A 25,495-nucleotide genomic window follows, 5' to 3' on the forward strand; every position below is an offset into this window, starting at 1 on the left:
AAGGAACAATCCTTAATTTTCAGAAATTTTCAGAAATAAATCGAGATCAATGCTATGAAAAATAACAGTTTTTTGCTTATCTTCGCCTTCCTAACTTGTACCTTTCCCTTTATACCCCAAAGAGCTTTAGGAGACGAGGTTTGGTCAACGGAAGAATATGATGTCATCTATCAAGAAGACCGCAATAGAACCGCGATTTGGTCTTATGGCCGCGATGGATTAATCTTTATAGATGGTTTAGCAGGAGTATATACAAATCGAGGCTCTTATACAGGTTATTGGGTTCAAAACTCTTCTTCTCTGCGTTGCGATACTTATAGAGAAGGCGCAAATGGTAAACCGACCTATCATTGGGGAAGATTTGCAATTACTTTCATCGATCCAGATTTTCCTTCGCGTTGGCACGCGCATATTAGTTTATGCGATCGCGAACCCAGCATCCCTTTAAATGGTAAACCCGTTACCCGCTAGACAGACGAATAGAGAACCAGTTAGATAATAACAAGTTAGATAACAAGTTGTAACCTGGTTTGGCGATCGCCTCTACTGAGATAGAAAACGAGGAAACTTTCTCGTTATCAATTTTTAAGCAATGCTGACAATTCCAGTAAAAAACTGTGCCAAAATGAGAAGATGTCGAAAATACCCCCTAAAAACCCGTTAACTTTTGATTATGGCAGCAAAAATTAAAAAAGGCGCTTTAGTCCGTATCATTCGAGAACAGTTGGAAAATAGCCTGGAAGCAACAGCCAGCGATTCTCGTTTTCCTCCCTATCTTTTTGACAGTAAAGGGGAGATTGTGGATATCGACGGCGATTATGCTTTTGTCAAGTTCTATGTCCCCACCCCGAGTATTTGGTTCAAATTGGATCAATTAGAACTGGCTGATTAATTGCCGATCGCGATCTCCCCCTTTCATTCTTTCTCTTTCTTTTCCTTTGCCTTTATGACCTCTTCTCTATCCCCTCAACCCTCTGTATCCCCTCGCGTTTGCGTCATCGGTGCAGGAAAAGTCGGTTCAACCCTCGCCCAACGCATTATCGAGAACAATTTAGCCAATGTGGTGTTACTGGATGTCGTTGACGGGCTTCCTCAAGGGATAGCGTTAGATCTATTACAGGCGCGGGGACTCGAAGCCCACGATCGCCAGATTGTCGGCACTAACGATTATGCCGAGACAGCTAATGCGGATATTGTGGTCATCACAGCAGGATTTCCCCGTCAACCCGGAATGAATCGCGATGACTTGATCGGCATGAATGCCAAAATCGTGGCCGAGGCTGCCCAAAAAGCGATCGCCTATTCTCCCAATGCCCTCTTAATTGTGGTCACTAATCCTTTAGATGTGATGACCTATGTAGCATGGCACGCGACGCAATTGCCGTCAGAACGGGTCATGGGCATGGCAGGGGTGTTAGATGCGACCAGGCTGCAAACCTTTATTGCGATGGAATTGGGGGTCGCGATCGCAGATGTCAGTACGATGGTTCTGGGCGGTCATGGAGATTTAATGCTTCCCTTACCTCGCTATTGTACGGTGGGAGGGGTGCCTTTAAAAGAATTGCTCGATGCAGAGGCGATCGCGCGGTTGATGGAGAGAACTCGTAACGGGGGCGCAGAATTAGTACAATTATTTAAAAAGGGAGGAGCCTATTTCGCCCCTGCTTCTGCTGCTTGTCAGATGATCGGCGCGATTTTGCGCGATCGCTCGAATTTATTACCCGCCGCCGCCTATTTACAAGGAGAGTATGGCTTAAAAGATGTTTTTATTGGGGTTCCCTGTCGTTTGGGCAACAAAGGGATTGAAAAAATTATCGAACTAGAACTGAATGATAAAGAATTAGCTGAATTACACACTTCAGCAAAATCAGTACGAAAGAATGTGGATATTGCTCTGAAAGTATTAGCGGAGTAGACAAAAAAATGAGATTTATCAGCCCTAAAATTGATTATGCCTTTAAGAAAATATTTGGCTCAGAACAAAGCCAAGATATCTTAATCAGCTTTCTCAATGCAATTATTTATAAGGGAGAGAAGAGGAGACAATTAGCCGATTTGTCTTTCAAGAGAAAACGAAAAATTTTGCCTATCCCGATGAAGAATTACAGTTAATCTTTGTTGAGTTACCAAAGTTTAAGAAAAACCTCCCAGAGTTGGAAAATTTAACCGATAAATGGATTTATTTCCTCAAGGAAGCAACAAGTTTGGAGAGTATCCCCGCAAGTTTAGAAGAAGTATTAGAAATAGAACTGGCGTTAAATTTAGCGAGTCAGGCAAATATGACAGTAGAAGAGTTTGAAATTGTAGATCGTCGTGGGATGATGTTACAAGATGAGAAAGGAAAAATTACTTACGCTCAACAAGAAGGACGAGAAAGAGGAAGACAGGAAGGACGACAAGAAGGAAGACAAGAAGGACAACAAGAAGGACGTTTTCAAGAGGCGATCGCCTTAATCTTGCGTCAACTTAAAAAGCGTTTTGGAGAGATTCCTGGGGAAATTAGTAGCAAGATTAAAGACTTATCAATTGAAAATTTGGAAACTTTGGGAGAAGATTTCTTGGATTTTAATCGTATCGAGGATTTAGAAAATTGGTTGCTAGATCATCTCATTCCCTAGCTGTTTCAGTCCTCATGACAACAAACATGACAACAAAAAATCGCGGCACGGAAATTGTGTCGCGATTAGAACAAATGTATGATAGTTTAACCTTCTTTATTCAAGAATGATTGAACTTGACCCAACGCAACGGCCAAAATATTGAAACCTGCCCATCCTGCGGCAATAAGGATGGGAGCAAGTACCACAACAATCCGCCAATCAATACCCATTTTTCGTATCCTCCCTAAAATTGAAGAAATCTTAAAATATTTTAAACTTTCTCCCATTCTTCCATATAAACAATAATTTGTTCAACATCTCGAGCAAATTATTTGGCTTTTGGGATAATTTCCCCGCCTTTTCAGTATTTTTGGGCAGATAGGCGATCGCGCTATCCACCCAAAATTTGCTTCGATGGGTTAGAGAAAAGGGAAAAATTTCCAATTCCCGATAATTCCTTACCGATCGTCCGCAACCGAGACCAAAGGATCGCGATGCACCCGATCTCCTAGAGCAACATAAGGAATACCGTGTTCCCCCTGGTAAATTTGCGTGGGACGGAAAATCCGATTTTCGTTAATTTGCTCCCGCCAGTGAGCCAACCAGCCAGCCACCCGAGCGATCGCGAAAATGGGTGTAAATAAATCCGTAGGAATGCCTAACTTGCGGTAAACCAAACCGGAATAAAAATCTACATTGGCATAAATTCCCTTGTGTCCTAATTTCTCCTCTATGACCTTTTCCAATTCCACCGCAATATCGTAAATGCGATCGCGACCGCGCTGATCGAACAAACGTTCTGCTAAAGTTTGCAAAATTGTTGCCCGAGGGTCTTTGACCTTATAGACTCGGTGTCCGAAGCCCATAATTTTTTTCTTGTTGGTGACACAATCTTCAACATAAGCGCGGACATTCTCGATAGAACCAATCTCGTTTAACATCTCGATCACCTCTTCATTTGCTCCCCCATGTAGAGGACCCGCCAAAGTTCCCACCGCCGATGCAACTACCGCATAAGGATCTGTCAGAGTGGAAGAAGTTACCATCGCTGAAAATGTGGACGCATTAATGGTATGTTCCGCATGGAGAATTAAACAAACATCAAAAATTCGCGCAGCAATGGGATCGGGAACCTGCTCCGTGAGCATATATAAAAAGTTGGTCGCATAGTCAAGATCGTCTCGGGGTTGAATGGGATCGTTTCCTTTCCGCATCAACTTAAATGCGGCTACCATTGTGGGGATTTTTGCCATCAAACGCACCACAGCATCCCAAATATAAGCGGGATCGTTGAGAGTACGGCGGGCATAAAATAACCCCAAAGCGGCGGCAGATGTTTGCAAGGCATCCATCGGGTGTCCGGTTTCTGGGAAGCACTTCATCATGTCGCGAATGCGATATTTGATGCGACGATGGTTGTAAATATCTGCTTCAAAGGTCGCGAGTTCCTCTTTTGAGGGCAAACGACCCCAAATCAAAAGATAGGCTGTTTCAAGGGAGGTGCTTTTCTGTGCCAACTCTTCAATGGGAATGCCTCGATATTCGAGAATTCCCTGCTTTCCATCTACATAACTAATGCTCGATCGCGCGGCGGGGATATTTTCTAAACCCGGAATGTACTCGCAAACTGTCATAATCTCTAGCAATATCGCAAAAAACTTACTAATAATCTAAACTAAAAGCGAAAACCAGAATGATGCTTTTTGATACCAAAGTCTTTGGATTTGATTATTAATCAATAATAATTCTTTAAAATGATTTACAAATCATCATAATTCTACCTCAATTAAACCAACCATTTTGGTGAACTCAGTAAAAAAATCTCACTATTACCAATGGGTGTGCCGTTTTCTGAAATTCTCACTCCAATCACCCCTGCTTTTTTAACAATTAGTTTTTCTTGCGTTTTGCCCCAGGTCAAAATTTCAGCCCAATTCCCCAAATCGGGCTGGTGTCCGACGAGGGCGATACTATTACAACTTTTATGGAGGGCATACCAGTTTATCCAGATATTGATATCGCCGTTGGGAGAAAGAGGCTCAAAGGTTTCTATCTTTTTACACAACTGGACTTCTTGGAGGATTTTTGCTGTCTCCATTGCCCTCACTAAAGGACTGGTGAGGATAATATCAAAACGAAGATCGAGATCGAATAGGCGTTTCGCGACTTTTTTAGTTTTGTTACGCCCAATATCGGTTAGGGGGCGATCGGCATCGTTGGAATATTTGGCGCGATCGCCGGCGATACCGTGGCGAATTAAATAAATGTACATGAGGTCTAGATGCAACTCCTTGTTAGTCCCAGAGATTTAATTCTAGATCGGGATTTGCGATCGTGTTAGAGGAGATGGGAATAAATCGTTTCAGTTTATTGAAAAAATAACTATTAGTTTTATTGGGCGTAAAAGTGATAATATTGCTCCGAAAAAAATAGAGTTTTTCCAGATTGGGATTGGGTAAAACCGGAGATTTTGCTTTTTTACTCGTTTTTTTGACTTCTGAGATTTGAGCGTCTTGAGTGTATTTTTTTTCTTTCTGAACTTTTGGTTTCTCGATCTCAATTTTTTCTAATTCGTCTAACAATTCCAGATTTTCTAACTCATCTAGAGAAAGATTGGCTGTCTGGAGATAAGATTCTTCCAGAGACATTTTAAGGCGATCGCGCTCTTCAACTTCCCTTGTTGATAACTCTAGGTCTGATAATTGCTCGGGTTCACCAATTTCAAAAATCCACTCTTTTTCTGGGATTTCTTCCTCCCTCAACAACTCTATTTCTGCGGAAAGGACGGGAGGAAGAGCTAATTGAGGGACGATAAATAGACCGGACTCGAGAATGGAAAAAATGCGACTTAACCCCGCATGAGCGCGAATAACCGCTAATGCTGGGGGGATAATTTGTAGAGGAGAAGATAAGGGAGAGGGTTCGCTAAAACGTTTGATCTTATCCGGCACAGTTTCGCGATTAACTTGCCAACTGCGAATACCTACACTTTTTCGTAATTCGATCCTGGAAAATAGACCAAAGGGTTCAATGGGACGGAATGGCTTTTCTGGACGTTGGGCGATCGCGTTTTCTTCTAAATATTCCAGTTGAGGATAAGTGGGGAAATAATCCGGTAATTTGCGAGAAATCAGACGCTCAAAATCGCTATTAAAATGGGGTGTTGGCTGGCCGCGACGATGCCAGAGGGTGAGGATTTGTTCAACGGAAATGACCTTGTAGCGACCCTGATAGAGGGCTTCGATCGCAGCCAGACGAATCCAGTGAGGCTCGTATTTTTCCAACCAACGAGCCACTAATTCCGTACTCATATAGCCTTTTGTATCGAACCCATAGCGATCGAGCAGAGCTAGAGAGCGAGCGATATCTGATTGACGAGAAGATTCCGGACTGGTCATATTTGTTTGAGTTTATCGCGATCGCAGGGTGATTCCAAGGAAAATAGCAAACAATGGCGCGATCGAGCATTTCCTTCTTGCCAAAGTATATCCCGATATCAGGTCATCGGTAATGGATTAGTCGGATTGCACGCAATTTTGCCACCAAATGCGATCGCTTTCAGATAATGCAGGAGGAGGTGTGGGTTGCGTATAGTCAATTCTGAGATCGTAACCTGCTCGTTCGTAAATCCCCTCAAAAATGGACTGCATTTCCACTATAGGAGCAAGATTATTGCCCTTGAGAGGGAGGGGAAAACTGGGAATCGGTTCTCGCAGTGAAAACCCGTATAAGATAGCTTGGGGACGTTTTTCGCTGGGAGATACGAGAATATGGTAGTGGGTTTTGGAAATATTTCCACCTAGGCTCATAGCTCTCCCTCCCCGCAAGAGATCGATTTCAACTAAATGGGTTAGACTTGCCAAAATTGTTAAACGTTTTTCTTCATATTTATGTCTTCCTACACCAGCTTGCTTGTTTTTAGGGGAAAGCACTTCAATAACTGTGACCACTTCACCAGTAGCAACTTCCCTAATTTCGAGATATCTTTCCTTAATTTCTTTGGGCATTGGCACCGTCACTTGTTGAGGTTGGGTTTTTGTCGCAGTCGTAGCGATCGCGTTGTTATCAATTGGGTTTAACTCAGTTGGAATTGAAGATTGAGAGGAAAATACCAGTGCATCGGGAATGCCAACCAGTACCTCGTTTTCTTCTGTACTGAAATAGATACGGGTTTCGATTTCGACGTAATATTGAGGACGAATTTGGGGAGCGATCGCGTCGGCGATCGCCACAATTAGCCGACTGTGAAACGCCGACCAAAACAGAGGTTGTTCCAAATAAGGATTCATTCCAGGCAGTGGCGATCGCATAATTTCAAAACCAAAATTTTTCTTTCATAGAACTTACGCATCAGCAGGCAGGATGTACGCACAACCATAGCGCTAGAATACAGTAGGAGTGTCTCGCTCCTTAACTTAAGTCAAGTCTTACTTCTATTGATTATAAGCGATCGCTCCCAACTATCAACTATCTTTTCCCCGCTATCAACTATCAACTATCAACTATCAACTATCAACTCTCAACTCTCAACTCTCAACTCTCAACTATTAACTATCAACTATCAACTCTCAACTATCAACTATGTCCAATCCTTCGATCAATTTTCTCCAACAACAAGCCGCTTCGTTGCTTCTCTATCAAAATGTTCTCGACAACAATGTTGGACGGGCATTTGTATCGCTTCTCTCCACACTAAAAGAAGGTAATTCAATTCATTGTTTGCAGGCTTATGGTCGTTGGTTTAAAACTTTGGCAGAGACAGGAAAAAACTGGCAAGATTACCTCATTCAGCAAATTTTATGGGATGATAATCCCTTTAGCCGACAAGTTCAACAGATTTCCCTTGATGCCTTACCCCCTGCATTAATTGCTGCTGTTCAATACGATCTACAAGCCTTAAATTTTCTCTATTGTTGTAGCGAAGAACAGTTGAGTAAGTGGGTGCGGGCAACCTGTAAAATGCAAGAATTACCCGTTGTTTGGCATATTGAAGGAACGCGATCGCATTTTCTTCATCAGTATAACAATTGGAGCGAAGTATTACCGCAATTAGCAGAACATTATTGTCAAAATGGAACAGGAATTTTTTCTCGCTATCGTGCTTTACGCTGGCAAAAAGGACAATTAAAGGGAATTTCCCATCCCGATCCTATCCAACTTACAGAAATTGTTGGCTATGAAATGCAAAAAGCAACATTAATTAAAAATACAGAATTCTTATTAGCAGGTTATCCCGCTTTGCACGTCTTGCTGTATGGCAGTCGCGGCTCGGGAAAATCATCTTTAGTGAAAGGATTATTGGGAAAATTTGGCGATCGCGGGCTACGATTAATTGAAGTGAGTAAGTCAGAATTGTACGATTTATCAGCAATTTTAGAACAACTGCGAAATATTAGTCAAAAATTCATTATTTTTGTAGACGATCTCTCCTTTGAAGAAGACGATGAAGCCTTTAAATCCCTGAAGGTTGTCCTAGAAGGAAGTGTAACAGCAAAAGCAAATAATGTTCTAGTTTATGCTACTTCTAACCGCCGTCATTTAATTCGCGAATTCTTTGAAGATCGCCCTCGTCCCAGAGATAGCGATGAGGTTCATTCTTGGGATACAATGCAAGAAAAATTATCTTTTAGCGATCGCTTTGGCTTGACTTTAACTTTTGAACCCGCCAATCAAGACACCTATTTAGAAATCATTCATCATTTAGCCCTAGAAGCTAATATTAAGCTCGAAACGGAAGATTTGGAGTTTCGTGCTAAACAATGGGCAACCCGTCATAATGGACGTTCTGGACGCACTGCCAGACAATTTATTGATTTTCTCAAAGCAGAATTGAGCCTTGAGAATGGATAATAATTCGTTGAAGATTTGGTGGCAAAATACGATCGCTTATCAAGGACATTCTACGGGATATATTGGCAATTTTTCTCGCAATAATACCGAGTCTGCTACAGTTTTACTTCAAAGTGCTTGTCAACATTTGCGAGAGCAAGAATGTACTTTTGCGATCGCCCCCATTGATGGCAATACATGGTATAATTATCGCCTAGTGACGGAAGGGGAAAATTATCCGCCTTTTTTTCTCGAACCCAATACTCCCAATTCCTTATATCAAGTCTTTTTAGAACAAGAATTTTTCCCCATTGCTCATTACTATTCTGCCCTTTGTAATGACTTAAAAATTCGCGATCGCCGTTTAATTCCAGTTAAAAAACGCTTAGGCGATCGCGGCATAACCATTCGTCCCTTAAATCGAGAAAACGTAGAAACAGAACTGGAAAAAATTTATCAAATCGCGATCGCCGCATTTCGCCAAAATTTCCTCTATCAACCCATCTCCAAAACCGAATTTATCTCCCTCTATCGCCCAATTTTGCCCTATATCCAGCCCGAACTTATTGTCATTGCTGAAGAAGACCAAAACAAACCAATAGGCTTCTTATTCGCGCTTCCCGATGCCTTAGAAGCACAACGGGGAAGTGCGATCGAAACTGTTATTCTCAAAACTGTTGCTATTCTTCCCCAAAAAAATTATGCTGGATTGGGGAGCATTTTGGTGGAAAAGTGTCATGCGATCGCCTCCCAATTGGGTTATAAACGAGTCATTCATGCCCTAATGAATAAAGCCAATCCTTCCTATAATATTAGTCGCTACTACACGAAACCCATTCGACAATATGCACTGTTTGGCAAACAATTAAAATAGTTTAACTCAACTTGCTAGTTATCAATTTGATCCCCCCCAGCCCCCCTTAATAAGGGGGGAGAATCCGGAAGTCCCCCTTTTTAAGGGGGATTTAGGGGGATCGAAACGTATCCTATTTGTAACTAGCAACTCGGGTTAGTTTATCAATCTCCCATTCTCCCAACTCCCCACTCCCATGTCCTTAGAAAGCCAGTCTATCCTTCCTCGCAATGGTCAAAAGCCCAATCGACTCTTAGTTATGCTGCATGGTTGGGGTGCTAATTTTAACGATCTGACGGGTTTGGTTGACTTACTCGATCTCCCCGATTATCAATTCCTGTTTCCCAATGCTCCTTTTCCTCATTTTCAAATTCCGGGAGGTCGGGCATGGTACGCTTTAGAAACGGAAGAACGCGAAGGCTTAACTGAAAGTCGGCAATTATTATTGGAATGGCTGCGATCGCTACCAGAAGAAACGGGAATACCTTTCGATCGCACTGTATTATTTGGGTTTTCTCAAGGTGGAGCAATGACCTTAGATATAGGGTTTGAATTACCTTTTGCGGGATTATCTAGTTTTAGCGGCTATTTACACGCTCCACCTCAAGGGAAAAAAACATCGCCACCTACTTTAATCGTACATGGCGATCGCGATCCTGTCGTTCCCGTACAAGCGGCTCGCGAAGTTAAAGAAATATTAAACAAACAAGGAGTAACAATTGAATATTGTGAATTCGCAATGGCTCATGAGATCGATTATCCAGCTTTGGTAACGCTAAAAAAATTCCTTAAAAATTTATATTGAAACAACCATTCCTTCACTAGCTAGAGAGGCTTTCGGAAAAATTTCCTTGAGTTGTTTGTCAATGCGATCGAGATAGTCATCAGAATGATCGGGGTTGTGCAAAGAGATCATCACTTCTTTTACACCCGCTTCTTTCGCGAGGGAAATACAAAACTTCCACGTCTTATCAAATTCTGGATTGATTTGCTCAATCTCTCCTTCTCCTTTTCCTTTTCCTTCTCCTTTTCCTTCTCCTTTTCCCTCTCCTTTTCCTTCTCCTTTATAAACAGTTCTGGTATAAACAGTTCTGGGAGATGCCAAGATGAGTAAATCCGCTTGATCTGCTAATTTTAATAATTTTTCAGTATTGGGACTATTGTTTTCTAAAGAATAGTCCGAACTCATTGCATAAACAACTGATTTGTTCAGACAAGTGACACGATACCCAACCGAACGATGATGATGATTGAGAAGCATATTTTCAATGATAATATCATTGCCAATACACTGTTTTTCCTCAATTTCTAAATCATAAAAGTCCAATTTGGACTGCATGACTTGAATGGGAACTGGAAAATTTGGACCGAGCATTTGCTTGCTCAGACGTTGCTGAAAAGATGAGCCATTAGAAGCTGTCGCACCATAGATGTGAAAGTGATTGATGGGAATAAAAGCCGGAACAAAAAAAGGAAAGCCTTGAATTCTGTCCCAGTGACAATGGGTAAAGAAGATATGAGACTCTATCGGCATTCTACTGAGGAGATGATTCCCCAAAATCCGCAATCCCGTGCCACCATCAAAGATGAGGCTATGTTTTCCCACGCGCATTTCTACACAGGAAGTATTCCCACCATAGCGAATGGTATTTTTCCCTGGAGTCGCGATTTGATCTCTAACGCCCCAAAACTGCACATCAAAGCTCACAGCAAGGCTTTCCTCCTGGACATCAGTGTTCGGCATTGCTAAGTTAACGGCTGCTGGCTGGATATCTGGTGGCATAAATATTAGATTGGTTTAAGCCTTGGGTTAGCAGCTATCGAAAAGTATATCTTGGTCTTTCCAGTTTCTCAACTTTTTTGTTTCTCATTCAGCAATCTCATTCAGGAAATTGTGTTTGATGGAGAAGAAGGGGTGAGAGACGGATGAAACTGTTAATCAAAATTTCTTAACAAAATTTTTTCTCAACAAACTAGAAAGATTTTAGAAAAGTGGTAGACGGTGTTCGCTGAAAGTTCAACAAGAGAAGCCAGGTAACAGAACTATGAGTAGAACTCCAGAACTTCTCATGGTTGATATGCTCGTATAAACGCTTATATAACCATGATTTAGGCTTGCATCCCATTTTACCTCTACTGACACCCCCGACGCATTCAGGAAATTTTAGCCCGAATTTCATACATATTAACGCGATCGGGAAAACTTAACTTGTGAGTTAAATCACAATAAGAGCAACTAATGAGATCCTGATGAAGCAGCTTGAATGCAACGCTCAACTAGGGTCAGGACATCGGCAACATTTTTCCACCCTAAGATTTCAGTTTTCTTATTTTCGAGGTTTTTGTAGGAGCGGAAAAACTCGGCAATTTCGTCAAGGCGATGTTGAGCAACATTTTCTAAGGACTTGACTTGAGAATAGCGCGGATCTTTGACGGGAACACAGATAATTTTTTCGTCGCGATCGCCGCCATCGATCATTTCTAGCATACCAATGGGGCGAGCGGGAATCACGCAACCTGGAAAAGTCGGCTGATCGATGAGTACCATGCCATCGAGGGGATCGCCATCATCGGCGAGGGTATTGGGAATAAAGCCGTAATCGTAGGGATACTGTACGGAAGAGTACAAAACACGATCGAGGGCAAAAGCATTCAAATCTTTATCAAATTCGTATTTATTCTTACTGCCTGCTGGAATTTCAATTAAGACGTTGATCGTACCTGGTTCGGGTTGAGGGGAAATCCGCGATAAATCCATAAACTTACTCCACACAAAGAAGAAATTGGCTGATAAAAACGACCGACAACGTGACGCGATCGCCGTTGCCTCGAGCATGATACCAGCAATTGGGACTCTGCGTTATTTTTGCGGCGAAGAATAAAGTTTAGAACGTTTCATCGCGAGGCGTTGAGAAGGATAAACTTGCTGCGGGGATGAGGGAAAGTTTGTAGCTTTTTCTGTAGTTTTTTCTGTAGTTTTTTCTGTAGTTGGCAATAATAAGGCATCCTGCGGACTCGGAGATGAGTAATAAGCGATCGCAAAAGTGGGAATAACCAAGGTTAAAATTGCGATCGCCATTCCCAAGACTTCAGCCCATCCTTGAGGGGGGGGGTCTGAAGCCGCTTCAACAGGGGTATTGCTGGATTCCATAAAGACTTTTGAACTCTGATTTGTTGTCGCGAGTAAAAACACAAGTAAAGACACAAGAAACCAATCGCTAAATGCCTTACTTCTTTTCTTATTGTAGCGAGATTTTTTCTGGGAAGTGTTTCGGATGCAACTAAATCTGGGGAATTCTTTGTGCAAGCTGGGATTACGGCGATCGCTCAACCGATGAAATGAAGCCACCGAAAAATTTCGGCGGCATCAAGAATAAGCAATCGGAGGGTATGGTGTAGTTTACAATTCCTTTTCTAGGACAGATGTTACAGATTTTACGAAACCCAAAAATATCAAGGACGATAGGAAGCGACTCGATCTCCTCACCTTGTATGAACTCATAACGACTATGCTTTGATGATGAGACATCGCTTTTTGTCTGGGAATTTTTGTCTGGGAAATTGAGCAAGAAATTCAATTTGTTCCCGAAAAGTGGGAATCTTGAAAAAGATACGACTTACGCAGCTAAGGAGCGAGACGCTCCCACTCCCGTATTCTCTTGTTATGGTAGTGGGGGCATCTTGCCCACTAATGCGTAAGTCCTAAAAGACTCAAAAACTCAAAAATTGTCAGAGTGATTGACTTATGCCAGAAAAAGACCCAGAAATTATTGATAAAATTCGCCAACAATTTGATTTTGGTCCTTATCCTCAAGTTCCCTTGGATAAATCTCCTCAAGATAATTTGGGCGTGCTATATACTCACAGTTTAGCAACCTCATACTACTTCAGAAATCGCCAACTCATTGACTCTACCGGAAAATTAATTTTAGATGCGGGGTGCGGTACGGGTTACAAATCATTAGCATTAGCGTATGCCAATCCTGGCGCAAAAATTGTTGGGGTCGATCTCTCCGAGCAATCCATTAAACTTGCTCGCGAGCGTTTAGAACATTATGATTTTAAGAATGCAGAATTTTTTGTGCTTTCTCTCTACGATCTGCCAAATTTGGGTTTGGAGTTTGACTATATTAATTGCGATGAAGTGCTGTATTTAATTCCTGAGCCTGTGCGAGCTTTGCAAGCAATGAAAGCTGTTTTAAAGCCTGATGGAATTATTCGCAGTAACTTGCACAGTAAATATCAGCGCACGAATTTATTTCGCGCCCAAAAACTATTTGCGGCGATGGGATTGATGGATGAAAATCCAGAAGAAATGGCAATAGAAACTGTAATCGAAACCATGAAATCGTTACAGGATTGGGTCGATCTAAAAAATAAAACATGGCCAAAGCAATTTGAAGAGAAAGAACAGCAAGGAGAGTTGTTAAGCAATCAACTATTGCAAGGCGATCGCGGCTTTACAACTCCCGAATTATTTTCTCTTTTGAGAGAAGCCAATCTAGAATTTATCAGCATGGCGAATTGGCGACAGTGGGATATCGAGAAGCTGTTTAAAGAACCTGATAATTTACCCGTATTTTGGGCATTGGCTTTGCCCGAAGCCACCCTTGAGGAAAAATTACACTTGTATGAATTGCTGCATCCCAATTATCGACTCTTGGACTTTTGGTGCGGTCACTCCGATCGCGCTTGTCCTTCCACGTCAATAGAAGAGTGGAGTGATGAAGATTGGGAAACGGCGATCGTCGATTTACATCCGATCGCCAAAATGCCACCTATTCAGGAAGCTCTAGAAGAAGCTCGCCAGACCTTGCAATTGTTACCCTTAAGTCAAAAAGTGCCTATTGCAGGAGGACAGCAGGTTTCCCTTGATATAACCATCGCTTCTTGTCTTTTTCCACCCCTATTCGAGTCTCCTCAACCTTTTTCTACTCTACTGGAGCGTTGGCAACTCCTCAGACCTGTCAATTTAGAAACCCTAGAACCAACAACTCGCGCCGAAAGCAGCCAACTTTTGCGAAATACGCTGACTGGACTAGAGGCACTGGGGTATGCCTTCTTAGGGCGATCGTAACAGAAAAATTTCTGGGAGAGGCGATCGCAAACAGGAAAAATATGGGTACGTTATCCATAAGACGGGACGCACAGTCTTATAACAATGACTAGGAGAGCATTAAACATGAATCTAAAACCGGAATTTCAAACAAAATTTCTACAGTACCTGAACAAGCATAAGCAAGACGATGAAGGTTTTACCTTGATCGAACTGCTGGTTGTTATCATCATTATCGGGATTTTGGCGGCGATCGCCCTTCCCTCCTTGTTGAGTCAAGCCAATAAAGGCAAGCAAGCTGAGGCACGCCAAAACGTCGGCGCAGTCGTTCGAGCCGAACAAGCATTCATGCTTGAGAAGGGTTTCTTGACCACAAGTATGATCAGCCTTGGTCTTGGTCTCCAAACTGCTACTGTGAATTATACCTATATACTCAAGGGAGCAGGAGGTACAGATCCTCAGTTTAACGCTATAGCAGCTAATGGCAGCCCTAATGCTCGGGCTCTGAAGGCTTATGTTGGGATCGTTGGTGCAGCCGAAATAACTCAAAACGGCGTTACAGAGGCAGCTGCTATTGGTTTTGTGTGTGAGTCTCAAGGTATTGCAACTGATAACAAGCCGAGTGGTACAGGTGATGTAGCCTCTCAAATAGCTCCGCCAGCTGTTGCCCCTGCTGCGTTCGCAGACCAAGCCTGTAATGCTGATGCAGCTGATGGCAATAATGGTAAAACCGCAATAACTGCCCCTGGAGGTAACTACAAAAGTTGGAAGTCTCTTGGCCGTTAATTGAACAGTTCTCCCGCGCAGTCCCCATCTAAAATCTTAATTTAGATGGGGTTAGTGGGAGAAATCAGTTTCCTACTGTTGGCAGGGTGAGTGGGTAATAAGCAAGTTGCTTCTACTCACTCTTTGTTTTTCCTTCAAGTTACTTTTTATTGTATGTCTCTTGAGGTTGATTGGGGTCAGTGCGGTGAAAATGCTTACGAAGTGGGCGATTTTGCTCGAGCCGCCGAGTGTTACGAACAAGCACTTCTAGCAGAGCCAGAGGGAACGGTTTATTATTGGCAGTTGGGTCTGGTGTTATTACTGCAAGGCAAAGCAGATGAGGCACAGACGACTTGGTTGTTAAGGATGCTTGAGGGCAGTTCAGAGCAAGTTGAAAGCTGGACTGAAGAGTTGAAAGGAATTCTTCTCCAAGCTGCTCAGAAACAGGAACAACAGAAAAACAAGCAGTTGGTTTGGGAAATTCGCAACCAAATCCAAGAAGTCGATCCCACCGATCTTGACAATGGTTTGCACCTCTTAGAACTGGCAATTCAACTCGGCAACTATAGCGGTGAAGAGATTCAAGCGTTTAATATTATTGAACTTCTACAACAAAAATCCCCAGCAGAAATTCAATTCAATCGACTCATATTTTTACTACAACAAATTTTAGGCACGACTCCATTACATTCCTCATTTTTGGAATTAGCGGAAGCTATTTTAAATAGAGTTCAAAATAGCAACCAACAGCTTAACCTTTTCAATCTATTATTAGAATCTTCTATAAAAATTGGTTTTTTTCAACAACAGCCCAAAATTGCAGCAAAACTGGCGGAGTTTGCCTTGAGATTGTACCCCAAAGATCCGGAGGCAACGAATCATTTAGCAAGACTATATCAAGATTCTCAGCAGCATGAAAAGGGGATCGAAGTTGCTCGAGAGTATGTTTTGCTGGTTGAGTCTCTTGCAGATAAAATTTTTGCGAGTTCTACCCTCTTGAGAGCTTTAATGAATACTGGTGGGCATTGGCATGAAGCTCGCGATCTTTTTCAAAAGCATCAAGAACTAATTCAAGAGGCGATCGCGCAACGTCCTCAAGATTTAAGTCAGCTTCAGATTTTGCGCGTATTCAATAGTTATTTTTTTGCTCCCTACTTCCAAGATTTACCCAGAGAAAACCGTACTATTCAAAATAAAATTATAGAAGTTTGTCAAGAAAACACGCATTTTCAATATGAAGAATTAATTAAAAAACTTCACCAAGATCGTCAAAAACACCAACAAGATCGAGAGAGAAAACTACCTAAGCGCTTGAAAATAGGTTATTTATCTGCTTGTTTGAAAGAACATTCCGTCGGGTGGTTAGCAAGATGGTTAATTCAGCACCACGATCGCGAAAAATTTGCCATCTATGAATATTTAATTGGCGATCGAGATTTTACGACTCCTCTAGAAGAGTGGTATATGGCTCAAGCTGATGAATTTTACAAATCTAGTTTAAGTGCAGAAATTGCTAACAAAATCGCTGAAGACAAAATTGATATATTAATAGATTTAGATAGTATTACAGTAGATATTACTTTTGCGATCGCATCTCTCAAACCGGCTCCCATTCAAATAACTTGGTTGGGATGGGATGCCTCGGGACTCTCTACAATTGATTATTTTATTGCCGATCCTTACGTTTTACCCGACTATGCTCAAGAGTATTATCAAGAAAAAATCTGGCGTTTACCCCAGACTTACATTGCTGTTGATGGATTTGAAGTCGGTGTACCAACCTTAAGACGCGATGATTTAGATATTGAAGAAGATGCTGTCATCTACTACAGCACTCAAACAGGATATAAACGTCATTTAGAGACAGTGCGCTTACAACTAAAAATTATTAAGGAAGTCCCAAAAAGTTATTTTTGTATCAAAGGAACTTCGGATAAGGAAGCTATGCAAAATATCTTTTTGTCTCTTGCAGAAGCAGAAGGAATTGCTGGCGATCGCTTGCGTTTTTTGGATGTTGATAAGACAGAATCTATTCATCGTGCTAATTTAGGCATAATGGATATAGTTTTAGATACTTATCCCTATAATGGTGCAACAACAACATTAGAAACCCTTTGGATGGGTGTTCCTTTAGTTACGAGAGTTGGCGAACAATTTTCGGCACGCAATAGTTATTCCATGATGATGAACGCGGGAATTACAGAAGGAATTGCTTGGAGTGATGAAGAGTATATTGAGTGGGGAATACGTTTAGGAAAAGATGCAACATTGCGACAAAATATAGCATGGAAATTACGCCAATCTCGCCATACTTCTCCTCTTTGGAATGGCAAGCAATTTGCTCGTGAAATGGAAGAATCCTATCAGAAAATGTGGAATATTTATCAGCAGGAGAATTGAATTTTGATGGCAAATGCTAAATCGGATTAATCTCCTTCAAAAAGAGCCGAAACAATTTACAATTCTGCTAAAGAACAAGCGGTTAAACGATCTGCTTTGATTTCTGCGATCGCCTCCCCATTTTCCACAGGTAAAAGAATCCGTTGTTGGAGTCGAGGGAATAATGCCTCCCACTGAACTTGTGCCATTGGTTGAATATAACTAATGGTTATCCCTTCACTCACATCCAAATCCTCCATCATCAGTAAATTCATCACCACTCCCGATAATAAGAGATTTACATCGTCTTCTATCCCTTCTTCCATATAGAGTAGTAGAGTCATTTTCTCGCGATCGCGATGAGTTGCAATTTTTTTCAGTAACTCGCTAAAAATATCCCCTAAAACCTCTTCCGATCGCGTCCAATCTGGAAACACAATCCAATTTATCTCTTGTAAATTTAACGGTAATAACGTGGTTTCAATCAACTCTAGACTAACTGTTTGTGCCATCGTTGGCCAAGTGAATTTCTCTGCTTGTTGCAATCCTAAAGTAATTAGAGAACTTCGGACATTGGGTTTTTGGACTTCGCAGAGTGCATTCATCATCTCGTCAATATTCCCCGCATTGGCATAAATTGCCGCTTCTCCTGCGACTTCTGGAATGGAAGCATTAGGTGTTGTAATGACCGGACATCCAGACGCTAATGCCTCCAAAATTGGTAAGCCGAATCCTTCATAAAGTGACGGATAAACTAAAGCAACTGCACCACAATATGCCAACCTTAATTCTTCATCGCTTAAAATCAAGGTATGAACGACAATACCGGGGACAAAGTTTCTTAAACTTTCTTCTAAAAGACCTTGATTGCCCGTACAAACTAACTCAAATCCTTGTTTAGTACATAATTGAGAGAAGGCTTGAAAAAATAATTGTGAGTTTTTATAACCCGTTCCAGGGGCAACTAATAGAAAATAAGGTTTGCTAATCCCATACTTAAATTTAAAGCGAAGGATATCTTCTTCTGGTGCAGGGAAAAACAGATCGGAAACACCACAGGAAGCGACGGTAATCGATTCGATATCGGTATATATTTTCTGACAATCTCGTGCCGTATTTTCTGAAATAGCTAGATAAGTTGAGGCATATTGAATTGCTTCTTGCTTCTCTTGCCACATTGGTTCTTGTAAATTTGCTCCTAATACTTCTGGAATCATATCGTATAGCAGAAGAGCAGATGGCGTTGAGAGAGGAATACTATAGTACGTTGATATAAAAACATCTATTCCTTCGCGATCGCAGATGTCTTGCAGTAGAGCGCGGTCTTTGTCCAGATTATTATAGTTATGAAGTGGAATAGTTCGATAGCGAATTCCGGGAATTTTAGGAGCGCTTCCCCCTCGATCTAAAACTAAGAGATGTTGAGAAAAACCAGATTTAACCCATTCTTGGAATAAACTTTTCCAGACTCGGGCAATGCCTGTATTGTAGTATTGAAAAAATACGCCATCAATTAAAATTTTAGGAGATTCTAGCGTTTTGAAAGCAACGGATTGCGTTGTAGGAGGTTTAACGAATTTCCACTCTGATTCTGTTTCGTGACGCTGTAAAATTGGGCTAATTCCTAAAGATTGCGAGCGATCGATCATTGTATCATCTGCAACCCATGCAAAATATTCTCTCAAGAGTACAGGAAATTTCTGTTCTGCCTGTAAATTTTGCCACTGTACTAAAGCATTATGATAGCCATAATATTTTTCTTTAAATTGAAGTTGCTCGGCTAATACATAGGCAAAATGTTGAAAAATAAGACCTTTTTTCTCAGTTTCTTCGTGTAAGAAAGGATTTACTTTAGCAATATCTTGCCACTGACCATTAGGTAATGGTTTTCCTAAAATAGGAGGTTCATGAGCCACCCATTGACATCCAGGTTGAAATCGCCAAGTTCTTAACCAATCTTGTTGAGGATTTTGACTATAACAATTTCGCGTACTCACAACTAATTTTTCGCTAACAAAATACCAACACCAATAAAATGCTGCTGTTTTTTGAGGGTTTGTTATAAACAGTTTACGAACCGTGTCGATTTGCTCTTCGGTCCATAATTCATCTACATCAATTTGCCACAATAAGCATTCTTCTCTGATGTTTTCTAAAGGAGCATTCACCATTTCTCGTTTACCATCCCAAAATTCTCCCTCGGGTTTTCGGTAAATTGTAATATTATCGGGATACTTGCTTGCCAATTCGTCCAAATAAGCAGATGTTCCATCTTTACTTAAACCGCGATCGTGCAATTCATCTGCGATCGTTCCTCCTAAACGAACACTCCAAGCTGTATCGTGTTTGAGGTCAGCTACTCCTTCCACAATATGCCAGTGCCATTGAAAGGGAAGTTTTTTGAAAATATCAATATGATAGCGAATAAAAGGTTCTCCATTTAACACAATTGTAAAGAAATGGATGGGAATTGATGTGAAGGCAAGATAATTTTCGTAGAAGGAAGTCGAGTTAGTTACTAATGCTCCAATTTCACCTTCTGGAGTAATTTCATGACATTCGTAATCATTTTGGATTAATATTTTAAAAACTTCTTTGGCTTCTCTATTAAAACCTTCTAGCATTTTTTGCGATATTTCAAATTGAATGTATCTAATTTTCTTTTGACTTAAAAGATTTTGGCATCCTTTTAAAACATCACTTTCTGCACCTTCAACATCTATTTTAAGAAAATAAATCTGCTCAATGTTTTCAGTTTCACAAAATTTATCTAATGTAATCGCTTCTACTTTTTCAATGTTAACAATCGGCACAACAGAATGTTTTCCCGATGGATCTTGCATTATGGGCTTTCCTAGACTATTCCACGCCGAATATTCTTCAGGAAATTCATTGAATTCAATATCTGTATTGGTAGAATATACCGCTTTTTGAATTGCAGCAATGTTTTGCAGATCGTAATCTTGTATGCGTTTTTTCAGTTGTTCGTAGGAGGTTTTTGTTGGTTCAAAAGCGTAAACTCGACCAAAATAACCTACAAGCTGACTGAGCAAAATAGAGTAATCGCCGACATTTGCACCAACATCAAAAACCGTAACTCGTGGAACAATTAAGTTTTTAACAAGGCGTTGCTCTTTTTGTTCGTGACCGATCGATGATTGTAAATTGGTATAGTTTATTGTTTTATTTGAGTTCAATCTCTTCTTAAAAATTGCATAGCCATTCCGAATATTTTTGTTTTCTGCGATCGCCTCATATTTACTATCTTCTAATAAATTATAATAATTATTATAGTTTTTAAATGTATTAATATCATCTAAAAGAATAAAGTTTGCTCCGTATATATATTGAAATTCTACCTCTCCAGTAAATTCTGACCCGTCAATTAAAACGACATCGAAATTATCAATATTATTTTCCTGTTTTATTTGTTGAATTCCTTGTTCTGGAACCTTAGCAGAACGAACATACTCTAAATCTTGTTCTAACCAACCTAAAACAGTATCAAGAGGATATTGGTTGAGATTGGTTTGATTTTGGGTATAAAATTTTATAATTTCTTCGCGATCGGGAAACTCTGCAATACTAATCGATGAGACATTATAACATTTAACAAAATCATCTTCTTGATAAGTTTTTTGTAGTTCTGTAAATCTAGTTTGAGAAATTTCTATACAAAACAAAGTAGGAGCATTTGCATTATTCCTTAATCCTTGAACAAAGGCTTCTGTACTTCCTTGACCTGACGAAGAACCAATTTCTAAAACAGTTTTAATATTTTCATTCTCAGCAATTATTTGAATGAGTTCATAAAATTCATCATTTTTGATTTCAGGAGCAATTAAGTTATCTAATTGGGATTCTACCATTTTTCAAATAAAGATCATTGCTTGTTTTAACTATTTTTTAATCTATCAGATCGAGAACCTATTCATTAGGTTTGTTTTTCTGATTTTGTGTAACTTGCTGTTTTAACTTTTCCAATTGTTCCTTTAATTCTTCATTTTCTGGAGTTAATTCTGATAACTTTTCCATTGGTGCGATCGCGCCTTTATAGTCTTGTAATTGGATATGAACCGCAGCCAGTGCTTGCCAAATCTCTGGGTTATCGGGAGATTTTTTTGCTAAAGTTTCGAGAGGTTCTATTACTTCTTGCCATTTTTGCAGAGCAAGGCGAGTTTGGATCAATCCTTGTAAGGCAAGAACATTATCGGGTTCTCGGTCTAATACCGCAACATATCCGCTTTCTCGAGCCAATAACTCGCGATCGCCTTCTTCTTGTCCAGACTGCTCGGAATTTGGGGTCGTGGTATTATTATTACTCAATACACTGGCTGCCATAAATCCCATCGAACTGAGAAAAGCAAGACCAGAAACAAAAATCAAAACGCGCTTAATTGGATTAGCCATGATTGGATGAGAAACTTTCCTCGATATCGCTATACTGATGATAACTCTACACTTTAAGCTACCCCAGTTCTTATCTTAAACGATCGCCTTGTCTTATGTCTCGTTCTAATCTACTTTCGATTGCTCGTTCCTCTCTCCTGTGGAATTCTCTGGCGATCGCCTTATCTCTATTTGCAGTCATTACTTTACAACGTCCTCAACTCGAGGCGATCGCCAACCGAGAGAATAACTTGACCCCAGAAAAATTGCAGCAAGAAGAAGAATTAGAACGAATTCGCCTACAGCTTTTGCAGCGAATGCCCGCATTTGGGTTTGATAATCTCCTTGCTAATTGGGAAATGTTAAAATTTTTGCAGTATTTTGGTGATGAATCTGCTCGTAATATTACCGGATATTCTCTGGTTCCCGATTATTTTCGCATTATTCTCGATCGCGATCCTCGTTTTCTCACAGCTTATACATTTCTAGGAACTAGTGGCTCAATTTATGCCGCTAAACCTAAAGAAACCGATGAAATTATGGCGCGAGGAATTGAACAATTAACCCCTCAAGTCCCTAAATATTCTTATTATGCCGTGCGGAATAAAGGCATCAATGAAATTTTATTTCTGGGGGATATTGAAACTGCACAAAAGACTTTTACAAAAGCCGCAGATTGGGCTTCCACCTATGACGATCCTAAAAGTCAAGCGATCGCAGAAAATTCTCGCAATACTGCTAACTTTTTGGCCAGTCGTCCTAGTATTGAAAAAACTAGAGTTGCAGCATGGGGGATGGTTCTCGAACAGACCCAAGATGAACGAACCCAAAAAATTGCGATCGCCAATATCTATCAGTTAGGTGGAAAAATTATTCAAAATGAAGAAGGTAAACTTCAAGTTGTATTACCCTCCGATCCCTAATAATTGATGGACTAAAATGCCTGTTCCAAAACCAGCCAAACTCACACTCGCAAATAAAGTAAAAGATTGCCATTCTTCCAAGTTTGCTTCTTGGAGTTCCAATCTCACCAAAGAAGCCGCCGCAAATAGGGCAATAAATTGAACAAAACGGTGAATCCACGTAATTAAGACAACTGCTGCAAATGCGATAAGAATGACCAAAATAAATGCTCGAGAATCCGAACGGAGAGGACTGGTTAATATCTTGCGAACTATACTACTAGGAGCCGTAAATACTAATGCCGTGAGGAGCAGTAAAAAGCCGATTAGCAACCAGATTAACTCGCGAGTTGTAGAATCTGCCACCGACCAACCCAAAACAAGGTGCAGAATAAATAAAATGCTGAGGGAAAGAGGTAAAAACCGGATGGGGGATTGCACGAATTCTCGAGGAAAAATGAAAAACAGAGCGATCGCCTTTCAGAGATCGATGTACTATATACTATCGATCGCGGATTGGCGATCGCGCTTGCCCAACTCAGGACATGAACTGAATAATATAGTCAAAATAGGGTTCGGCTGCTTTGGCATCCTCAGTATCAAGAAGTCCGAGAGAGGCTTCTTTTAAGCATATAATCGCTTCAACCATTCCCGCAACAGGAACGTTAAGGGCGTTATACATCTCTTTCACCCCAATTAAACCAATCTGCTCGATCGGGCTTTTGTCCCCCGCTAAGATACCGTAGGTGACTAAGCGCAGATACCAGCCATAGTCCCGCAAACAAAGCGCTCGCTGTTTCTGTCCAAAGGCATTTCCCCCAGGAGAAATAAAGTCGGGGCGTTTTTTCCAAAGTTCCTTACTGGCTTTCTCAACGATTTTTTTCTCGCTTTCTGTAAGGGTTTCAACGATCCGCATTCGTTGTTCTCCCGTTTGCAGGAAGTTATTGATGCTGGTTAACTCGCCACTACTGAGGTAGCGGAGTTCGTCATCGGCTTTTAAGATAACGTCACTAACGATGCTCATTATCACAATAAAATAAATATCAATTGTCAGTTTAGCGATTCAGAGGGTCAGAAAGAAAGCGTTTGAGTCTGAAATCTACTGTTAGGGGCGCTTGACTTCGTAATTTTTAATCATTTTCCCCTCAATTGATACAAATCTTTAAATTGTGCAGATGAAAAACCAAGCAGAAAATTGGCAACAGGGCAACATTATTGAATTCGAGATTGTGGATGTGAGCGATCGCGGTGATGGAGTGGGACGATGGGACGATCGCGCTGTTTTTGTTCCTGATACGGTGACGGGCGATCGCGTTAGGGTCCGTTTGCTGCGGGTTAAGCCTCAATATGCTTATGGCAAGCTCCTTGAACTCCTCCACCCTTCTCCCCATCGCCTGCGCCCGCGCTGTATTGTGGCGGATAAATGTGGGGGCTGTCAGTGGCAACACATTCAAGATGCGTATCAACAGGAAATCAAGCGCAATTTGTTGCTACAAGCGCTGCAACGGATTGGCGAATTTGTCGATCCTCCCGTTGCTCCATTGCTCTCGGGGTTGGATTTTTTAACATATCGTAATAAAGCGACTTATCCTTTAGGAACTTCTCAAGTCGGGAGCGTACAAGCGGGATATTACCGCAAAGGCAGTCATCACATTGTCAACCTCAATCAATGCCCGATCCAAGATGCCCGTTTAAATCCTTTTCTCGCGGAAATCAAGCTGGATATTGAGGTACAAGGTTGGAGTATCTACAACGAAAAACGCAAACAGGGACAATTGCGCCATCTTTCTTTACGCATTGGACGGCATACGGGAGAAATTTTATTAACTTTAGTTACGACGGATTTACAATTGCGCGATCGCGAGGATATCGCTCGAGGATGGATGCAAATGTATCCTAATTTAGTGGGAGTCTGTCTCAATTACAATCCCCATCCCACCAATGCGATTTTAGGCGATCGCACGGAATGTTTGGCAGGGCGGCCTTATCTCCGAGAAATCTTTGCTGGACTGGAGTTGCATTTGCGCCCAGAAACCTTTTTTCAGGTCAATACAGAGGCCGCAGAAGCAATATTAGAAGTCATCCTACAACGACTCGATTTAAACGGCTCGGAAACCCTCCTCGATGCCTATTGCGGGATCGGCACCTTTAGCTTGCCTTTTGCTCAACGAGTGCGAGAGGTGGTAGGGGTTGAAGTGCAAGCTGCATCCGTGGAACAAGCGCGGGAAAATGCGTCCCTCAATGCGATCGCCAATGTTCGTTTTGAGGTTGCTGCGGTGGAAGACTGGCTGCCCCTTCAGTCAGAGATTCCTGACATTGTGTTCCTCGATCCCCCTCGTAAGGGCTGCGATCGCGCCGTCCTCGAAGCCCTTGTGCGCCTTCAGCCCTCCCGCATTGTTTATCTCAGTTGTAAACCCGCAACCCTCGCCCGAGATTTAAAAATTCTTTGTCAGTCGGGACGATATCGCTTGAATCATCTCCAACCTGCCGATTTTTTCCCTCAGACGGCTCATGTTGAATCTGTCGCTTTTCTCGAATCTATTCACCCTTAAGCAACTCGATATCAGCAGGCAACATATCATATTAAAAGCATTTTGTCAATTCGTACAAACAAGCATCTTACAAGTTGTTTTGCTATAATTAGGCAAGAATCAAATTATCTGAGATAATAAACAAGTCTTGGGAAACGAGCTAATTCTTGCAATTTCCTAATGATTCCTAA

Annotated in this window: 23 protein-coding genes and 1 pseudogene; 12 read left to right on the forward strand and 12 right to left on the reverse strand. The window is 41.3% G+C overall.

Features of this window, described 5'->3' with window-relative positions; genetic code table 11:
- Positions 1-54 precede the first annotated feature (54 nt).
- The 4 genes and pseudogenes from JUI58_RS21095 (at position 55) to JUI58_RS27900 (ending at position 2,618) form a co-directional block, all read left to right on the forward strand.
- A complete protein-coding gene (locus tag JUI58_RS21095; protein ID WP_204105790.1) occupies positions 55-471 on the forward strand; it encodes a hypothetical protein in 417 nt (138 codons plus the stop codon).
- Between the two features lie 202 nt (positions 472-673).
- Positions 674-892 carry an NAD(P)H-quinone oxidoreductase subunit O gene (locus JUI58_RS21100; RefSeq protein ID WP_204105791.1) on the forward strand — a complete coding sequence of 73 codons (219 nt, stop codon included), beginning with the start codon at positions 674-676 and terminating at the stop codon, positions 890-892.
- Between the two features lie 54 nt (positions 893-946).
- Entirely contained in the window at positions 947-1,915 is a 969-nt protein-coding gene (mdh, locus tag JUI58_RS21105) for a malate dehydrogenase (protein WP_204105792.1), read from the forward strand.
- An 8-nt stretch (positions 1,916-1,923) separates the two neighbouring features.
- Positions 1,924-2,618 (forward strand): annotated as a pseudogene (locus tag JUI58_RS27900) (PD-(D/E)XK nuclease family transposase).
- Positions 2,619-2,704: 86 nt separating this feature from the next.
- Here the strand turns inward: JUI58_RS27900 and JUI58_RS21120 are convergent.
- The 5 genes from JUI58_RS21120 to JUI58_RS21140 form a co-directional block, all read right to left on the reverse strand.
- Positions 2,705-2,824, reverse strand: a complete 120-nt coding sequence (locus tag JUI58_RS21120; protein WP_323226971.1) for a photosystem II protein Y — start codon at positions 2,822-2,824, stop codon at positions 2,705-2,707.
- A 234-nt stretch (positions 2,825-3,058) separates the two neighbouring features.
- Positions 3,059-4,234: a citrate synthase gene (locus tag JUI58_RS21125; RefSeq protein WP_204105795.1), complete on the reverse strand. Its 1,176-nt coding sequence runs from the start codon at positions 4,232-4,234 to the stop codon at positions 3,059-3,061.
- A gap of 152 nt (positions 4,235-4,386) precedes the next feature.
- On the reverse strand, positions 4,387-4,872 hold the full coding sequence (gene sixA / locus JUI58_RS21130) for a phosphohistidine phosphatase SixA (RefSeq protein ID WP_204105796.1): 486 nt from the start codon (positions 4,870-4,872) through the stop codon (positions 4,387-4,389).
- A gap of 22 nt (positions 4,873-4,894) precedes the next feature.
- Positions 4,895-5,998, reverse strand: coding sequence for a hypothetical protein (locus JUI58_RS21135; RefSeq protein ID WP_204105797.1), 1,104 nt, complete (start codon positions 5,996-5,998; stop codon positions 4,895-4,897).
- A 117-nt stretch (positions 5,999-6,115) separates the two neighbouring features.
- Positions 6,116-6,910 (reverse strand): DUF4058 family protein, encoded by a 795-nt coding sequence (locus tag JUI58_RS21140; RefSeq protein ID WP_204105798.1) that lies wholly within the window; start codon positions 6,908-6,910, stop codon positions 6,116-6,118.
- A 271-nt stretch (positions 6,911-7,181) separates the two neighbouring features.
- On the opposite strand from JUI58_RS21140, the gene JUI58_RS21145 reads away from it, so the two are divergent.
- The 3 genes from JUI58_RS21145 (at position 7,182) to JUI58_RS21155 (ending at position 10,087) form a co-directional block, all read left to right on the forward strand.
- Entirely contained in the window at positions 7,182-8,450 is a 1,269-nt protein-coding gene (locus JUI58_RS21145) for an ATP-binding protein (RefSeq protein WP_204105799.1), read from the forward strand.
- Positions 8,443-9,303: a GNAT family N-acetyltransferase gene (locus tag JUI58_RS21150; RefSeq protein ID WP_204105800.1), complete on the forward strand. Its 861-nt coding sequence runs from the start codon at positions 8,443-8,445 to the stop codon at positions 9,301-9,303. The genes JUI58_RS21145 and JUI58_RS21150 overlap by 8 nt, the downstream gene beginning before the upstream one ends.
- Before the next feature lie 175 nt (positions 9,304-9,478).
- On the forward strand, positions 9,479-10,087 hold the full coding sequence (locus JUI58_RS21155) for an alpha/beta hydrolase (RefSeq protein WP_204105801.1): 609 nt from the start codon (positions 9,479-9,481) through the stop codon (positions 10,085-10,087).
- Here the strand turns inward: JUI58_RS21155 and JUI58_RS21160 are convergent.
- From JUI58_RS21160 to JUI58_RS21170, 3 genes are all read right to left on the reverse strand, one after another.
- On the reverse strand, positions 10,079-11,065 hold the full coding sequence (locus JUI58_RS21160) for an MBL fold metallo-hydrolase (RefSeq protein ID WP_239121624.1): 987 nt from the start codon (positions 11,063-11,065) through the stop codon (positions 10,079-10,081). The two genes, JUI58_RS21155 and JUI58_RS21160, sit on opposite strands and share 9 nt — an antisense overlap.
- Before the next feature lie 453 nt (positions 11,066-11,518).
- Complete coding sequence (locus JUI58_RS21165; protein WP_204105887.1) at positions 11,519-12,040, reverse strand: inorganic diphosphatase; 522 nt, start codon at positions 12,038-12,040, stop codon at positions 11,519-11,521.
- Positions 12,041-12,142: 102 nt separating this feature from the next.
- The gene (locus tag JUI58_RS21170; protein ID WP_204105802.1) at positions 12,143-12,433 is read right to left on the reverse strand and encodes a hypothetical protein; all 291 of its coding nucleotides are present in this window, start codon (positions 12,431-12,433) and stop codon (positions 12,143-12,145) included.
- 594 nt (positions 12,434-13,027) lie between these two features.
- Between JUI58_RS21170 and JUI58_RS21175 the strand changes: the two genes are divergently transcribed.
- The 3 genes from JUI58_RS21175 (at position 13,028) to JUI58_RS21185 (ending at position 17,503) form a co-directional block, all read left to right on the forward strand.
- On the forward strand, positions 13,028-14,359 hold the full coding sequence (locus JUI58_RS21175) for a class I SAM-dependent methyltransferase (protein ID WP_204105803.1): 1,332 nt from the start codon (positions 13,028-13,030) through the stop codon (positions 14,357-14,359).
- Positions 14,360-14,464: 105 nt separating this feature from the next.
- Entirely contained in the window at positions 14,465-15,124 is a 660-nt protein-coding gene (locus tag JUI58_RS21180; protein ID WP_204105804.1) for a type IV pilin-like G/H family protein, read from the forward strand.
- 90 nt (positions 15,125-15,214) lie between these two features.
- Entirely contained in the window at positions 15,215-17,503 is a 2,289-nt protein-coding gene (locus tag JUI58_RS21185; protein ID WP_348539945.1) for a tetratricopeptide repeat protein, read from the forward strand.
- A gap of 56 nt (positions 17,504-17,559) precedes the next feature.
- On the opposite strand, the gene JUI58_RS21190 is transcribed toward JUI58_RS21185, so the two are convergent.
- Both JUI58_RS21190 and JUI58_RS21195 read right to left on the reverse strand, forming a co-directional pair.
- Positions 17,560-21,351 (reverse strand): FkbM family methyltransferase, encoded by a 3,792-nt coding sequence (locus tag JUI58_RS21190; RefSeq protein ID WP_204105805.1) that lies wholly within the window; start codon positions 21,349-21,351, stop codon positions 17,560-17,562.
- 58 nt (positions 21,352-21,409) lie between these two features.
- On the reverse strand, positions 21,410-21,892 hold the full coding sequence (locus JUI58_RS21195) for a tetratricopeptide repeat protein (RefSeq protein ID WP_204105806.1): 483 nt from the start codon (positions 21,890-21,892) through the stop codon (positions 21,410-21,412).
- 95 nt (positions 21,893-21,987) lie between these two features.
- On the opposite strand from JUI58_RS21195, the gene JUI58_RS21200 reads away from it, so the two are divergent.
- Positions 21,988-22,794: a hypothetical protein gene (locus JUI58_RS21200; RefSeq protein WP_204105807.1), complete on the forward strand. Its 807-nt coding sequence runs from the start codon at positions 21,988-21,990 to the stop codon at positions 22,792-22,794.
- Here the strand turns inward: JUI58_RS21200 and JUI58_RS21205 are convergent.
- Together JUI58_RS21205 and apcD are read right to left on the reverse strand one after the other, a co-directional pair.
- Positions 22,777-23,214: a hypothetical protein gene (locus tag JUI58_RS21205; protein ID WP_204105808.1), complete on the reverse strand. Its 438-nt coding sequence runs from the start codon at positions 23,212-23,214 to the stop codon at positions 22,777-22,779. The genes JUI58_RS21200 and JUI58_RS21205 overlap by 18 nt on opposite strands.
- Before the next feature lie 97 nt (positions 23,215-23,311).
- Positions 23,312-23,797: an allophycocyanin subunit alpha-B gene (apcD, locus tag JUI58_RS21210; RefSeq protein ID WP_204105809.1), complete on the reverse strand. Its 486-nt coding sequence runs from the start codon at positions 23,795-23,797 to the stop codon at positions 23,312-23,314.
- A gap of 151 nt (positions 23,798-23,948) precedes the next feature.
- On the opposite strand from apcD, the gene rlmD reads away from it, so the two are divergent.
- Entirely contained in the window at positions 23,949-25,325 is a 1,377-nt protein-coding gene (gene rlmD / locus JUI58_RS21215; protein WP_204105810.1) for a 23S rRNA (uracil(1939)-C(5))-methyltransferase RlmD, read from the forward strand.
- The last annotated feature ends 170 nt before the right edge of the window (positions 25,326-25,495 follow it).

Source organism: Spirulina sp. CCY15215 (assembly GCF_016888125.1).
GTDB lineage: Bacteria > Cyanobacteriota > Cyanobacteriia > Cyanobacteriales > Spirulinaceae > CCY15215.

Excerpts from the sequence above, each read along its gene's own strand:
- JUI58_RS21150 (WP_204105800.1), top strand. The coding sequence starts at position 8,443 with ATGGATAATAATTCGTTGAAGATTTGGTGGCAAAATACGATCGCTTAT.
- sixA (WP_204105796.1), bottom strand. The coding sequence starts at position 4,872 with ATGTACATTTATTTAATTCGCCACGGTATCGCCGGCGATCGCGCCAAA.
- JUI58_RS21135 (WP_204105797.1), bottom strand. The coding sequence starts at position 5,998 with ATGACCAGTCCGGAATCTTCTCGTCAATCAGATATCGCTCGCTCTCTA.
- JUI58_RS21095 (WP_204105790.1), top strand. The coding sequence starts at position 55 with ATGAAAAATAACAGTTTTTTGCTTATCTTCGCCTTCCTAACTTGTACC.
- JUI58_RS21170 (WP_204105802.1), bottom strand. The coding sequence starts at position 12,433 with ATGGAATCCAGCAATACCCCTGTTGAAGCGGCTTCAGACCCCCCCCCT.
- JUI58_RS21180 (WP_204105804.1), top strand. The coding sequence starts at position 14,465 with ATGAATCTAAAACCGGAATTTCAAACAAAATTTCTACAGTACCTGAAC.
- JUI58_RS21195 (WP_204105806.1), bottom strand. The coding sequence starts at position 21,892 with ATGGCTAATCCAATTAAGCGCGTTTTGATTTTTGTTTCTGGTCTTGCT.
- JUI58_RS21140 (WP_204105798.1), bottom strand. The coding sequence starts at position 6,910 with ATGCGATCGCCACTGCCTGGAATGAATCCTTATTTGGAACAACCTCTG.
- JUI58_RS21155 (WP_204105801.1), top strand. The coding sequence starts at position 9,479 with ATGTCCTTAGAAAGCCAGTCTATCCTTCCTCGCAATGGTCAAAAGCCC.
- JUI58_RS21145 (WP_204105799.1), top strand. The coding sequence starts at position 7,182 with ATGTCCAATCCTTCGATCAATTTTCTCCAACAACAAGCCGCTTCGTTG.
- mdh (WP_204105792.1), top strand. The coding sequence starts at position 947 with ATGACCTCTTCTCTATCCCCTCAACCCTCTGTATCCCCTCGCGTTTGC.
- apcD (WP_204105809.1), bottom strand. The coding sequence starts at position 23,797 with ATGAGCATCGTTAGTGACGTTATCTTAAAAGCCGATGACGAACTCCGC.
- JUI58_RS21175 (WP_204105803.1), top strand. The coding sequence starts at position 13,028 with ATGCCAGAAAAAGACCCAGAAATTATTGATAAAATTCGCCAACAATTT.
- JUI58_RS21165 (WP_204105887.1), bottom strand. The coding sequence starts at position 12,040 with ATGGATTTATCGCGGATTTCCCCTCAACCCGAACCAGGTACGATCAAC.
- JUI58_RS21200 (WP_204105807.1), top strand. The coding sequence starts at position 21,988 with ATGTCTCGTTCTAATCTACTTTCGATTGCTCGTTCCTCTCTCCTGTGG.
- JUI58_RS21190 (WP_204105805.1), bottom strand. The coding sequence starts at position 21,351 with ATGGTAGAATCCCAATTAGATAACTTAATTGCTCCTGAAATCAAAAAT.
- JUI58_RS21125 (WP_204105795.1), bottom strand. The coding sequence starts at position 4,234 with ATGACAGTTTGCGAGTACATTCCGGGTTTAGAAAATATCCCCGCCGCG.
- JUI58_RS21160 (WP_239121624.1), bottom strand. The coding sequence starts at position 11,065 with ATGCCACCAGATATCCAGCCAGCAGCCGTTAACTTAGCAATGCCGAAC.
- JUI58_RS21100 (WP_204105791.1), top strand. The coding sequence starts at position 674 with ATGGCAGCAAAAATTAAAAAAGGCGCTTTAGTCCGTATCATTCGAGAA.
- rlmD (WP_204105810.1), top strand. The coding sequence starts at position 23,949 with ATGAAAAACCAAGCAGAAAATTGGCAACAGGGCAACATTATTGAATTC.